Origin of the sequence: Pseudomonas sp. JV414 (genome assembly GCF_032424305.1) — a bacterium.
GTDB lineage: Bacteria > Pseudomonadota > Gammaproteobacteria > Pseudomonadales > Pseudomonadaceae > Aquipseudomonas > Aquipseudomonas lini.
The window spans coordinates 234,657-246,518 of sequence record NZ_VYKC01000021.1 but is presented as its reverse complement, the minus strand read 5'-3'; the positions used below and the strand labels follow the sequence as shown (position 1 = coordinate 246,518).

The window sequence follows — 11,862 nt, the reverse complement described above, 5'->3', positions numbered from 1 at the left end:
CCGTGGAGACTCAAATGAACTTATCACTGCGTAAAGTTGCTCTAGCCGCCAGCTGTGTACTGTTTGCCGGCCAATTGATGGCCGAACCCAAACGCCCGGAATGTATCGCTCCGGCGTCGCCAGGCGGCGGTTTCGACCTGACCTGCAAACTGGCGCAAAGCGCGTTGGTAAACGAAAAACTGCTGACCAAACCGATGCGCGTGACCTACATGCCCGGCGGTGTCGGCGCGGTGGCGTACAACGCGGTGGTTGCTCAGCGTCCGGCCGATGCCGGCACGCTGGTGGCGTGGTCCAGCGGTTCGCTGCTGAACCTGGCGCAAGGCAAGTTCGGTCGTTTCGATGAAACCAACGTTCGTTGGCTCGCCGCCGTCGGCACCAGTTATGGCGCCATCGCGGTGAAAAGCGACTCGCCTTACAAGACCCTGGACGACCTGGTTCAGGCGCTGAAGAAAGATCCAAGCAAAGTAGTGATCGGTTCCGGCGGCACCGTCGGCAGCCAGGACTGGATGCAGACCGCACTGATCGCCAAGGCGGCCGGGATCAACCCGCGCGACCTGCGTTATGTCGCCCTCGAAGGCGGTGGTGAAATTGCCACTGCCCTGCTCGGTGGCCACATCCAGGTCGGCAGCACCGACATCTCCGACTCCATGCCACACATCCAGAGTGGGGACATGCGCCTTCTCGCGGTGTTCTCCGAGAAGCGTCTGGACGAGCCGGAAATGAAAGAGATTCCGACCGCTAAAGAGCAAGGTTACGACATCGTCTGGCCAGTGGTTCGCGGTTTCTACCTTGGGCCAAAAGTCAGCGACGAAGACTACGCCTGGTGGAAAAACGCCTTCGACAAACTGCTGGCCTCCGAGGATTTCGCCAAGCTGCGCGATCAGCGTGAACTGTTCCCGTTCGCCATGACCGGCCCGGAGCTGGACACCTACGTGAAGAAGCAGGTCGCGGACTACAAAGTGCTGGCCAAAGAGTTCGGCCTGATCCAGTGATCGCCTCTGTCTAGTGGCCACGACCCCGGTTCTCGGGGTCGTGGCCCAGGAGTTCCTCATGCTCATACAACGCATTTTTGCTTCGGTGCTGTTGCTGGCCTGTATCAGCCTGATACTGATGGCCTGGCCCTATCAGGCTCCGTTTTCCTATGAACCCATCGGTCCCCGCGCCTTCCCGTTGTTGATGTTGGGCCTGATGGGGCTGGGGCTGGTTTACATGGTGTTTCGCCCGTCGCCGATCATCCACACGACTGACGATCCACCGATGGATCGCGAAACCCTGCACAAGATTGGCCTTTGCGTGCTGTTGCTGCTGATCTTCGCCGGCCTGTTCGAACCCTTGGGCTTCATCCTCAGCAGCATCTTGATCGGCATTCCGATGGCGCGTCTGTACGGCGGACGATGGTTGCCGAGCGCGGTGATCATCAGCCTGATGAGTATCGGCCTGTACCTGCTGTTCGACAAAGTCATGGACGTCCCGCTGCCTTTGGGCCTGCTTGACGTTCTGGAGAACTGATATGGATACGCTTGGTTATTTGAGTCACGGCTTCGGCGTCGCATTAACGCCATACAACCTGGTGACCGCACTCAGTGGCACACTGATCGGCACCGTCGTCGGGCTGTTGCCGGGTCTGGGCCCGATCAACGGCGTGGCGCTGCTGATCCCCATCGCGTTCGCCCTGGGCCTGCCACCGGAGTCGGCATTGATCCTGCTGGCAGCGGTCTATCTGGGTTGTGAGTACGGCGGCCGGATCAGTTCGATCCTGCTGAACATTCCGGGGGAAGCCTCCACCGTGATGACCACCCTCGACGGCTACCCGATGGCGCGTCAAGGCATGGCGGGGGTTGCACTTTCGCTGTCGGCCTGGAGCTCGTTCATCGGCGCCTTCATCGCGACCTGCGGGATGGTGGTGTTTGCACCGATTCTGGCGAAATGGGCGATTGCCTTCGGTCCCGCGGAATACTTCGTGCTGATGGTGTTCGCGATTGTCTGCCTCGGCGGCATGGCCGGCGATCGACCACTGAAGACCTTTATCGCCGCGCTGATCGGCCTGTTCCTGTCGACCGTCGGCATTGATGCCAATAGCGGCGTCTATCGATTCACCGGTGACAACATCCACCTCACTGACGGTATTCAGTTTGTGGTGCTGGTACTGGGTCTGTTCTCCATCAGTGAAATCCTTCTGCTGCTGGAAAAAACCCACCGCGGTCAGGAAGCGTTCAAAGCCACCGGTCGCATGATGTTCAACTTCAAGGAAGCCGCCTCGGTGTTCTGGGTGAACATGCGTTGCGGTGTGCTCGGTTTCATCATGGGCGTGCTGCCCGGTGCCGGCGCGACGCTGGCCAGCGCCGTGGCCTACATGACCGAGAAACGCATTGCCGGCCCTAGCGGCAAATTCGGTCAAGGCGACAAACGTGGTCTCGCCGCCCCGGAAACCGCTATCGGCGCTGAAGCCTGCGGCGCGCTGGTGCCGATGTTGACGCTCGGTGTGCCAGGTTCGGGCACGACGGCGGTGATGATCGGCGCACTGTCGCTGTACAACATCACGCCGGGCCCGCTGCTGTTCCAACAGCAACCGGACATCGTCTGGGGCCTGATTGCTTCGTTGTTCGTCGCCAACATCATGCTGGTGATCCTCAACATTCCGATGATCCGCATCTTCACCCGCATCCTCGCCGTGCCGAACTGGGCGCTGGTGCCGATGATTGCGATCATCACCGCCATCGGCGTCTTTGCGGTACACGCGACCACCTTCGACCTGTTCCTGATGATCGGCATCGGCATCTTCGGCTACATCCTGCGCAAGCTAGACTTCCCGTTGTCGCCAGTGCTGCTGGGCTTCATTCTCGGAGGGTTGATGGAACAGAATCTGCGCCGCGCCCTGTCGATTTCCAACGGCGCGCTGGAAATCCTCTGGTCGAGTCCGATCACTCTCGCCGTCTGGGGGTTGATTGTGATCATGCTGTTGGTGCCGATCCTGCGGATCTGGCGCAAGCGTTCGGTCGCCCGGCGCGTTATTGCCGATGTCTGACAGGACCCCCTTCAAAAGCTGGTGGGGAACACCGCTGGTCGGTCTGCTGGGCGGTTACCTCGCCAGCCAGATCGGCTGGCCACTGCCATGGATGGTCGGCTCGTTGCTGGCGATCATCCTGGTGCGCTGCCTGACTCCCTGGCAATTGGCGGAAATCCCTGGCGGCCGCAAGTGCGGCCAGTGGGTTGTCGGCATCGGCATCGGCCTGCACTTCACCCCGGTGGTGATGGAGCAGGTGCTGAGCCACTTCGGTTTGATCTTCTTCGGTGCGCTGGTTACCAGTCTTTCCGCCGTGGTGGGGGTCTGGTTGATGCGGCGCACCGGGGAAGATCGCGCCACCGCATTCTTTTCCAGCATGCCCGGCGGCTCCGGGGAGATGGTCAACCTCGGCGCCCGCAACGGTGCGGTGCTCAGTCGTGTCGCGGCGGGGCAGAGTTTGCGGGTACTGGTGGTGGTGCTGTGTGTGCCGGCGGCGTTCAAGTATCTGTTGGGCGACGGTGCGCCGGTCTTGCATCCAACGACCGTCAACTGGTGGTGGCTGGCCATTCTGTTCCCGGCGGGCGCCCTTGCCGCCTGGATCTGGGAGCGGCTGCGACAACCCAATCCCTGGCTGTTCGGACCGTTGCTGGTGACTGCGACGGTGAGCATTGCTTGGGACCTGCACATCGGTCTGCCCAACGGCGGCAGTCAGATTGGCCAATGGTTGATTGGCAGCGGGTTGGGGTGTCACTTCAATCGGCAGTTCTTCCGGCGGGCACCGTCGTTCATGGGCCGAACCCTGCTCGGCACAGTGTTGACCATGTTGATCGCAACTTTGGCGGCATTGGGTTTGAGCGCGCTGACCCATCTGGATCTGCGTTCGCTGACGCTGGGCATGATGCCCGGCGGGATTGCCGAGATGAGTTTGACGGCGGAAACCCTGCAATTGTCGGTACCGTTGGTGACGGCGATGCAGGTGATGCGGTTGTTGTTTGTATTGTTTCTGGCGGAACCGTTGTTTCGGTATTGGAACCGGGAGCCGGATTCTCCCTGATAGACCGAGTCGCTTTTATCGCGGGCAAGCCCGCTCCCACAAGGTCCGCGTAGTCCTTGTGGGAGCGGGCTTGCCCGCGATGGGGGCCTCCTGGTCAACACATCAGACCGACGGCAATCGCCACTCGATCGGCATCTCGCCATTCTGCTCCAGAAACTTGTTCGCCCGGCTGAAGTGCCCGCATCCGAGGAAACCGCGATAGGCGGACAGCGGCGACGGGTGGACCGAGGTCAGCACCAGGTGTTTGGTGGCATCGATGAGTTTCTGCTTGCTCTGGGCATGCGCGCCCCACAGCAGGAACACCAGATGTGGCTGGTGCTCGCTGACCACTTCGATAATCCGGTCGGTAAAATATTGCCAGCCCTTGCCCGCATGGGCGTTGGCATTCGCGCGCTCCACGGTCATGGTGGTATTGAGCATCAACACGCCCTGCTCTGCCCAACTCTGCAGGTAGCCATGGTTGGGAATGTCGATGTTCAGGTCGCGCTTCAACTCTTTATAAATGTTCACCAGCGACGGCGGTGCCGGCACGCCTGGTTGCACCGAGAAGCACAACCCATGGGCCTGACCCGGCCCGTGGTAAGGGTCTTGACCTAAAATGACCACTTTGACCTTATCCAGCGGCGTGGAATTGAGCGCGTTGAAGATCATCGGTCCGGGTGGATAGATCTCTTTGCCCGCCGCGCGTTCCTGTTGCAGGAATGTGCGCAACTCTGCCATGTAAGGCTGGTCGAATTCGGCACGCAGTGCCTCCTTCCAGCTCGGTTCGAGTTTGATACGGTCGTCAGCAGTCATGGTTACATCCGGCAAAAACAATGGGGCGAACCCTAGGAAAGCCCATCACGCTTGTCAATTGATCTGACGCAGATCCGGCACTTTCCTATAGAGCGATCATACTGAACGCTCAAATTCCCGATCGAGGTCACGATGAATCTGCACTTCGAAGAACTCACCGGCACCGACGGCGCACGCATCGGCATCGCCAGCCTGGATGCCGAAAAATCCCTCAACGCCCTCTCCTTGCCGATGATCAACGCCCTGCGCGATCAACTGGACGCCTGGGCCAAGGAGCCACAGATCGTTTGCGTGCTGCTGCGCGGCAATGGCGCCAAGGCTTTTTGCGCCGGCGGCGAAGTACGCAGCCTGGTGGAGGCGTGTCGCGACCATCCCGGCGAAGTGCCGCCCTTGGCTGCACACTTCTTTGCGGCAGAATATCGCCTCGACTTCAACCTGCACACCTACCCCAAACCGCTGATCTGCTGGGGGCATGGTTACGTGCTGGGCGGCGGCATGGGGCTGCTGCAAGGGGCGAGCATTCGGATTGTCACGCCGAGCAGCCGGTTGGCGATGCCGGAGATCGGCATCGGCTTGTACCCGGATGTCGGCGCCAGTTGGTTTCTGTCGCGGTTGCCCGGCAAGCTCGGATTGTTTCTCGGCCTGACCGGCGCCCAGATGAACGGTCGTGATGCGATCGATCTGGACCTCGCCGACCGCTTCCTGCGCGATGATCAACAGCATGAGCTGCTCGAAGGTTTGCTGCAATTGAACTGGCAGGAACAGACAGCCATGCAGCTCAACAGCCTGCTCAAGGCCTTGCAGCAGGAAGCGATTGCGCAGATGCCCGAAGCGCAGTGGCTGCCTCGACGCGAGCAGATCGACGAACTGTTGGATGTCAGCGACGTTCGATGCGCCTGGAAGGCCATCAGTGCACTGCGTGATGATTCCGACCCGCTGCTCGCTCGTGCCGCCAAGACCATGACTGAAGGCTCGCCCCTGACCGCTCATCTGGTGTGGGAACAGATCGTTCGCGCCCGGCATCTATCGTTGGCTCAAGTCTTTCAGATGGAATACACCATCAGCCTCAACTGCTGCCGTCATCCAGAGTTCAGCGAAGGCGTGCGAGCGCGGTTGATCGACAAGGACCAGAAACCTCGTTGGCACTGGCCGGACATCAACACTGTGCCGGAGGCGACGGTGGAGGCGCATTTCCATAAGGTCTGGGAAGGCCGGCATCCTCTGGCTGATCTCTCGGAATACTAAAAATCAGGCACAAAAAAAGCGGCGCTTCATGCGCCGATTTTTTATTGAGTGGTTTACCGGTGGTTGCGTCGGCCATCCCGATCGCCATCACGGTGATCGCCCCGACCGCCCCGATTATCCGACCTATTGTGGCCTCGATAGTCATTGTCCCGGCCGCCTCGGTTCCGGCCGTCCCAGCCGCCCCGGTGACGGCCATCCCAGCCGCCACGATCACGACGGTCATGACGATCCCATCCACGATTCTGATAGCCCCGGTAGTCTGCTCGTGGCGCCGGCTGGTAATAGCGCGGTGCCGATTGATAAACCCGCGGCTGGTGGTAATAACGCGGCGTTGGCTGGTAATACCGTGCAGGCGGTGAGTAATACCGGCGCGGGGCCGAGTAGTAACGGCCGTCGGAGTAATAAGACCCGCCACCGGAGTAATACGGCGCTGGGGACGTGTAGACATCGGAACGGTAGTAGCTCGATCCTCCATCGGAATAGGGCACGCACGCACCAAGAGACAATCCCGATAAAACAATCAGCAGAATTTGGCGGAGCTTTTTTTGACAGAGCATGGCGGCCTCCTGGACCGCGGGTGAGCCACACCAGCGACGCTGGCAGGCGACAGTCAATGGTTCGGCGACTGTCGAAATATCAGACAGTGAAATCGGAATCTGGTGCGTCCCTGCAACACGTTGAAACAAGTAGCCGATGAAAGGTTTTTCATCCAGCTCATAAGAAAACGGCGCATCCGTAAGCCGGACGCGCCGTTGTATTCATGAGCTGATCAGCGGTGCCCGCGAGGGTGTCCACCGCGATGATGATGACGGGGACCACTGAAATAATAGTAACGATAACCCCCGTAAAACCGCGGGCCGCCATAGTAGTAAGGTGAGTAGTAATAACCGGGGTAGTAATAAGGTGTCGGATAGAAATCGCCAGAGCCTGCGTAGTAATAACAGCCGGACAGGCCCAAACCGATAAACACACTGAACAGTATGCGACGGAGCATTTTTTGACAGAGCATGAAGGCCTCCTGGAAGACCTGCAACAGCAGTCGACTGACACCTGTTTTGACTTTCAAACCGGTACCGAGTGCCAGACAGCGTCGGCCTTCAGATCAGCGGCCACTGCGTCCATCTACGGTGCATAGACATACGCCAACGCACCATGACAAGGCAGGGCATGCCGCTTGTTTATCCCTCCCCTTTTCCTCGATGCCCAAGCTAGAGGGCTCAAGCCGACTTGGCACGGCTCTCGCTTAACCAAAGGCGTGCAGGAGTCATCACAGGTTCGCGGCACCACAATTTGCAATGGCTGACTAGGGTTCCGGCTCGCTTAGGCGAGTGGCTGGTCCGAGAGTTGGCGACCTCCAGTTGAGGTTACACGGCGGGACAAAAGCCCGGGAGACAAGCCACCGTTCGCGGTGCCGCTGCCTTCCTGTCCGCCCTTGATCAACTGGAGAACCATCCCATGTCCCGACTTCGTTTACCCGCCCTGCTCGCCGCTGCTTTTGCAGCCCTCGTGAGCGTCTCGTCCCAAGCCGCACAGAAAGACCATTTCAGCGTCTGCTGGACTATTTATGCCGGCTGGATGCCCTGGGAATATGCCGGCAGCCAAGGCATCGTCGACAAATGGGCGAAGAAGTACGGCATCAAGATCGATGTGGTGCAGCTCAACGATTACGTCGAATCCATCAACCAATACACCGCCGGCCAGTTTGACGGCTGCACCATGACCAACATGGATGCGCTGACCATTCCGGCTGCCGGTGGCGTCGACAGTACAGCGCTGATCGTCAGCGACTTCTCCAATGGCAACGACGGCATCGTGCTCAAAGGCGAAGGCAAGAAAGTCGCCGACCTCAAGGGCATGGACGTCAATCTGGTGGAGCTCTCGGTGTCCCACTATCTATTGGCCCGGGCACTCGATTCGGTGGACCTCACCGAGAAAGACCTGAAAGTGGTCAACACCTCCGACGCCGACATTTCGGCCGCCTTCAACACCGATCAGGTCAACGCCGTCACCACCTGGAACCCGATGCTCTCGGACATCAAGGCCAAACCCGGCGTGACCGAAGTCTTCAACTCCAGCCAGGTTCCCGGCGAAATCATGGACATGATGGTGGTCAACAGCGCCACCCTCAAAGACAACCCGGCCCTGGGCAAAGCCCTGACCGGCGCCTGGTTTGAAGTGGTGGAATTGATGAACGCGAAAAACGCCGCCAGCAAAGCCGCCCTCGAACACATGGCCAAAGCTTCGGGCACCGACCTGGCGGGTTTCCAGGCACAACTCGACACCACCAAACTGTTCGCCACCCCCCAGGAAGCCTTGGCGTTTTCCACCAGCAAGCAATTGCCGGAAACCATGCGCAAGGTCGCCGAGTTCTCCTTTCAGCACGGCTTGCTGGGTGAAGGCGCCAAGGACACCAGCGCCATCGGCATGGCCTTCGCCAATGGCGTGACCAGCGGCGACAAGACCAACCTCAAGCTGCGCTTCGATCCGAGCTACGTGCAGATGGCTGCCGACTCCACGTTGTAATAACGGAGGACTAGGCCATGCGCCTGATCAATCGCCACCCGGATCGCCCGAGTCGCCTGCTGTTGGTGATCCTGCCGTTCGCCCTGGTGTTGTTCGCCTACTTCATGGGCTCGGCCGATCGGCTGATGGACAACCCCAACGACAAACTGCTGCCCAGTGCCGTGCAGATGACCGACGCAGTGAAACGCCTGGCGTTCACTGCCGACACCCGCACCGGCGACTATTTACTTTGGCAAGACAGCGCCGCCAGCCTGCGACGGCTGGCCATCGGCCTCGGCATCAGTGCATTGGCCGGGCTGTGCCTGGGCATCGCCGCCGGGACCCTGCCGCTGTTCGGCGCACCGTTGTCGCCGGTACTCACCGTGCTGTCGATGGTGCCGCCGCTGGCGATCCTGCCGATTCTGTTCATCGTGTTCGGGCTGGGGGAATTGTCGAAAGTGATGCTGATCGTGATCGGTATCACCCCGTGCCTGGCCCGCGATCTGGAACAGCGCGCCCGGGAAATTCCCGTCGAGTTGCTGATCAAGGCGCAGACGCTTGGCGCTTCGACCTGGACCTTGATGCTGCGGGTGGTGCTGCCGCAATTATTGCCGCGCCTGTTGATATCGCTGCGACTGATGCTGGGTTCGGCGTGGTTGTTCCTGATCGCCGCCGAAGCCATCGCCTCTACCGACGGCCTCGGTTACCGGATTTTTCTGGTGCGCCGCTACCTGGCGATGGACGTGATCCTGCCTTATGTAGTCTGGATCACCCTGCTTGCCTGGCTGATGGATTGGGGTCTGAAACGCCTGACCCAACGGGCGTTCCCTTGGTATGAGGGGGCCCGCGCATGAGCTTTATCACAGTGAAGAATGTCTGGCAGCAATACGCCGATCAGGTGGTGCTCGAAGGGCTGAACCTGAACGTCAACGAAGGTGAGTTCTGCACACTCGTCGGTGCTTCAGGTTGCGGTAAATCGACTTTCCTGCGGCTACTGCTGGGCCAGGAACGCGCCAGTCGCGGCGAGATTCTGCTCGACGGCCAGGCCCTGGAGAGCGAACCGGATGCCAGCCGTGGCGTGGTATTCCAGCGCTACTCGGTGTTCCCGCATTTAAGCGTGCTGGACAACGTCGCCCTCGGCCTCGAACTGCCGCGTTCACCGCTACTTGGGCGCTTGTTCGGCAGCGCTAAAAAAGACGCACGCGAACAAGCCTCAGTGCTGCTGCACAAAGTCGGCCTCGGCCACTCGCTGGACAAGTACCCGGCGCAGCTCTCCGGCGGCATGCAGCAACGACTGGCGATTGCCCAGGCGCTGATCATGAAGCCGCGCGTGTTGCTGCTCGACGAACCGTTCGGAGCCCTCGATCCGGGCATCCGCAAAGACATGCACGGGTTGCTGCTGGAGCTGTGGCGCGAGACGCAGCTAACGGTGTTCATGGTCACCCATGACCTGTCCGAAGGTTTCAGCCTCGGCACCCGTTTACTGGTGTTCGACAAAGTCCGCCTCGACCCGCACGCCCCCGGCGCCTATGGCGCACGCATCACCTACGACATCCCTTTGAACAGCGACCGCCGTGCCAATCGCGCCGCCGTCGACGCCCTGCCTGCTCAGCTGGCAGGTTCGCTTCGCATCGCTTAGAGGAATTTACACATGACTGATTCGACCCAACTGTTCCCGCCCTTCGCCGAAGAAATGCTCCCTGGCGGCGGCCATCGTTCCTTCGTTCTGAAACGCGGCCAGTTACTGCGCCTGACCGACCTGCGCGGCGGTGCCAACGTCAGCCTGACGCTGCTCAATGCGCATGAAAAAACCGAACGCCTGAACCTGCCCGACAGCCTCAAATGCCAACACACCGCCAAGCTCACCACTGGCCATTGCCTGTACTCGGACATGGGCCGCGTATTGGCGGCAATCACTGCCGATACGTGCGGCTGGAGCGACAGTCTCGGCGGCGTGCTGTGCGCTGAAGAGGTCGCGCAAAAGTACGGCGCGGGCCGCTATCAGGAACTGCGTAACGGCTTCTTCCGCAACGGCACCGACAACCTGTTGGTGGAACTGGGCAAGTGGGGTTTGGGCCTGTCCGATCTGTTGATGACCCTCAACCTGTTCAGTCGCGTGAACGTCGATGAGGCCGGGCGTTTCCACTTCGTCGAAGGCCATTCCAAGGCCGGTGACTACATCGAGTTGTACGCGCCGATGGACACCCTGGTGGTGCTGACTACGCTGCAGCACCCGATGGACCCGGCGCCTGAGTACGCACCCAAACCGCTGAAGCTCAGCTGGATGAACGCCGATGCGAGTGTCGCCGAACACTGCCGCACCTCGCGCCCGGAAAACGAGCGCGGCTTCATCAACACCGACCGTCTGTTCGCCTGAGGATCGCTGCCATGTCACTCGCTATCACCACCGCTGCCGTTACTACAAACAGGCAGCCAGAAACCGCGGTGTACCGCGCCGCCATCCCCGCCGGCGAACCCTGGCTGATGGAGGTCAAGGCCGGCCAGACCTTGCGCATCCTCGACCTGGAAGGCAATCAGGCCGTCGACACCTTGTTCTACAGCGTTGCCAACCCGAAGGAGCGCTACGACGTACAACGCACGTTACGTCGGCAGAACAGCGTCTATCTGAGCACCGGCAGCGTGCTCTATTCCAACCTCGGCAAACCGATGCTGACCATCGTCGCCGACACTTGCGGGCGTCACGACACCCTCGGCGGTGCCTGCGCCCAAGAGAGCAACACCGTGCGTTATGCGCTGGAGAAACGCTACATGCACAGCTGCCGCGACAACTACCTGCGCGCCTGCGCCCACGACGGTCGGCTGGGCAAGGGAGACATCGGGCCGAACATCAACTTCTTCATGAACGTGCCGGTGACGGCCGACGGTGGCCTGACCTTCGAAGACGGGATTTCGGCGCCGGGCAAATACGTCGACCTGCGGGCCGAGATGGACGTGATCGTGCTGATCTCCAACTGCCCGCAACTGAACAACCCCTGCAACGCCTACAACCCGACGCCTGCGGAGCTGCTGGTATGGAACTGAAAATTTCGCGCTTGCGGCGGTGGTTGTTTGCCCTCTGCCAGTCCCGCTCCGGCCAGTGCCTAAAAAAGTAAAAACACTACAACCCAAATGTGGGAGCGGGCTTGCTCGCGAAGGGGCCGTCACATCCAGCATTGATGTCGACTGACACTCCGCTTTCGCGAGCAAGCCCGCTCCCACAGGGGGTCAGCGGTGCTTTTTAAGTGAACTGATTCTGCCGCCG

13 protein-coding genes and 1 riboswitch are annotated in these 11,862 nt (G+C 60.4%); of the genes, 10 read left to right on the top strand and 3 right to left on the bottom strand.

Annotated elements, in window-relative coordinates; translation table 11 throughout:
- The first annotated feature begins 14 nt into the window (after positions 1-14).
- Genes F6R97_RS23165 through F6R97_RS23150 form a run of 4 tightly spaced genes read left to right on the top strand, consistent with a single transcriptional unit; the run spans position 15 to position 4,058 of the window.
- Positions 15-992 carry a Bug family tripartite tricarboxylate transporter substrate binding protein gene (locus F6R97_RS23165; protein WP_038979324.1) on the top strand — a complete coding sequence of 326 codons (978 nt, stop codon included), beginning with the start codon at positions 15-17 and terminating at the stop codon, positions 990-992.
- A gap of 58 nt (positions 993-1,050) precedes the next feature.
- On the top strand, positions 1,051-1,509 hold the full coding sequence (locus tag F6R97_RS23160; protein ID WP_038979323.1) for a tripartite tricarboxylate transporter TctB family protein: 459 nt from the start codon (positions 1,051-1,053) through the stop codon (positions 1,507-1,509).
- A gap of 1 nt (position 1,510) precedes the next feature.
- Entirely contained in the window at positions 1,511-3,025 is a 1,515-nt protein-coding gene (locus F6R97_RS23155) for a tripartite tricarboxylate transporter permease (RefSeq protein ID WP_048394037.1), read from the top strand.
- The gene (locus F6R97_RS23150) at positions 3,018-4,058 is read left to right on the top strand and encodes an AbrB family transcriptional regulator (RefSeq protein ID WP_038979321.1); all 1,041 of its coding nucleotides are present in this window, start codon (positions 3,018-3,020) and stop codon (positions 4,056-4,058) included. Before F6R97_RS23155 ends, F6R97_RS23150 begins: the two co-directional genes overlap by 8 nt.
- A 102-nt stretch (positions 4,059-4,160) precedes the next feature.
- Here F6R97_RS23150 and ung read toward each other — a convergent pair whose 3' ends face one another.
- A complete protein-coding gene (gene ung, locus F6R97_RS23145) occupies positions 4,161-4,853 on the bottom strand; it encodes a uracil-DNA glycosylase (RefSeq protein ID WP_030132670.1) in 693 nt (230 codons plus the stop codon).
- A 132-nt stretch (positions 4,854-4,985) separates the two neighbouring features.
- On the opposite strand from ung, the gene F6R97_RS23140 reads away from it, so the two are divergent.
- Positions 4,986-6,098, top strand: a complete 1,113-nt coding sequence (locus tag F6R97_RS23140; RefSeq protein WP_038979320.1) for an enoyl-CoA hydratase/isomerase family protein — start codon at positions 4,986-4,988, stop codon at positions 6,096-6,098.
- 53 nt (positions 6,099-6,151) lie between these two features.
- On the opposite strand, the gene F6R97_RS23135 is transcribed toward F6R97_RS23140, so the two are convergent.
- Together F6R97_RS23135 and F6R97_RS23130 are read right to left on the bottom strand one after the other, a co-directional pair.
- Positions 6,152-6,655: a hypothetical protein gene (locus F6R97_RS23135; RefSeq protein ID WP_080772038.1), complete on the bottom strand. Its 504-nt coding sequence runs from the start codon at positions 6,653-6,655 to the stop codon at positions 6,152-6,154.
- A gap of 212 nt (positions 6,656-6,867) precedes the next feature.
- Positions 6,868-7,107: a hypothetical protein gene (locus tag F6R97_RS23130; RefSeq protein WP_048394036.1), complete on the bottom strand. Its 240-nt coding sequence runs from the start codon at positions 7,105-7,107 to the stop codon at positions 6,868-6,870.
- Positions 7,108-7,390: 283 nt separating this feature from the next.
- Positions 7,391-7,491: riboswitch (guanidine-I (ykkC/yxkD leader) on the top strand.
- Between the two features lie 62 nt (positions 7,492-7,553).
- Between F6R97_RS23130 and F6R97_RS23125 the strand changes: the two genes are divergently transcribed.
- The 5 genes from F6R97_RS23125 to F6R97_RS23105 are packed head-to-tail and all read left to right on the top strand — an operon-like array spanning position 7,554 to position 11,642.
- Positions 7,554-8,621 carry a putative urea ABC transporter substrate-binding protein gene (locus tag F6R97_RS23125; protein ID WP_038979319.1) on the top strand — a complete coding sequence of 356 codons (1,068 nt, stop codon included), beginning with the start codon at positions 7,554-7,556 and terminating at the stop codon, positions 8,619-8,621.
- A gap of 17 nt (positions 8,622-8,638) precedes the next feature.
- Complete coding sequence (locus F6R97_RS23120) at positions 8,639-9,454, top strand: ABC transporter permease (protein WP_038979318.1); 816 nt, start codon at positions 8,639-8,641, stop codon at positions 9,452-9,454.
- Positions 9,451-10,239 (top strand): ABC transporter ATP-binding protein, encoded by a 789-nt coding sequence (locus tag F6R97_RS23115; protein ID WP_048394035.1) that lies wholly within the window; start codon positions 9,451-9,453, stop codon positions 10,237-10,239. The genes F6R97_RS23120 and F6R97_RS23115 overlap by 4 nt, the downstream gene beginning before the upstream one ends.
- 12 nt (positions 10,240-10,251) lie before the next feature.
- Entirely contained in the window at positions 10,252-10,977 is a 726-nt protein-coding gene (locus tag F6R97_RS23110) for an urea amidolyase associated protein UAAP1 (RefSeq protein WP_315867147.1), read from the top strand.
- Between the two features lie 11 nt (positions 10,978-10,988).
- A complete protein-coding gene (locus F6R97_RS23105; RefSeq protein ID WP_315867146.1) occupies positions 10,989-11,642 on the top strand; it encodes an urea amidolyase associated protein UAAP2 in 654 nt (217 codons plus the stop codon).
- The last annotated feature ends 220 nt before the right edge of the window (positions 11,643-11,862 follow it).

What these genes read in the sequence shown, in the direction of transcription:
- F6R97_RS23115 (WP_048394035.1), top strand. Translation starts at nt 9,451, where the DNA reads ATGAGCTTTATCACAGTGAAGAATGTCTGGCAGCAATACGCCGATCAG.
- F6R97_RS23160 (WP_038979323.1), top strand. Translation starts at nt 1,051, where the DNA reads ATGCTCATACAACGCATTTTTGCTTCGGTGCTGTTGCTGGCCTGTATC.
- F6R97_RS23130 (WP_048394036.1), bottom strand. Translation starts at nt 7,107, where the DNA reads ATGCTCTGTCAAAAAATGCTCCGTCGCATACTGTTCAGTGTGTTTATC.
- F6R97_RS23120 (WP_038979318.1), top strand. Translation starts at nt 8,639, where the DNA reads ATGCGCCTGATCAATCGCCACCCGGATCGCCCGAGTCGCCTGCTGTTG.
- F6R97_RS23150 (WP_038979321.1), top strand. Translation starts at nt 3,018, where the DNA reads ATGTCTGACAGGACCCCCTTCAAAAGCTGGTGGGGAACACCGCTGGTC.
- F6R97_RS23125 (WP_038979319.1), top strand. Translation starts at nt 7,554, where the DNA reads ATGTCCCGACTTCGTTTACCCGCCCTGCTCGCCGCTGCTTTTGCAGCC.
- F6R97_RS23105 (WP_315867146.1), top strand. Translation starts at nt 10,989, where the DNA reads ATGTCACTCGCTATCACCACCGCTGCCGTTACTACAAACAGGCAGCCA.
- ung (WP_030132670.1), bottom strand. Translation starts at nt 4,853, where the DNA reads ATGACTGCTGACGACCGTATCAAACTCGAACCGAGCTGGAAGGAGGCA.
- F6R97_RS23140 (WP_038979320.1), top strand. Translation starts at nt 4,986, where the DNA reads ATGAATCTGCACTTCGAAGAACTCACCGGCACCGACGGCGCACGCATC.
- F6R97_RS23165 (WP_038979324.1), top strand. Translation starts at nt 15, where the DNA reads ATGAACTTATCACTGCGTAAAGTTGCTCTAGCCGCCAGCTGTGTACTG.
- F6R97_RS23110 (WP_315867147.1), top strand. Translation starts at nt 10,252, where the DNA reads ATGACTGATTCGACCCAACTGTTCCCGCCCTTCGCCGAAGAAATGCTC.
- F6R97_RS23135 (WP_080772038.1), bottom strand. Translation starts at nt 6,655, where the DNA reads ATGCTCTGTCAAAAAAAGCTCCGCCAAATTCTGCTGATTGTTTTATCG.
- F6R97_RS23155 (WP_048394037.1), top strand. Translation starts at nt 1,511, where the DNA reads ATGGATACGCTTGGTTATTTGAGTCACGGCTTCGGCGTCGCATTAACG.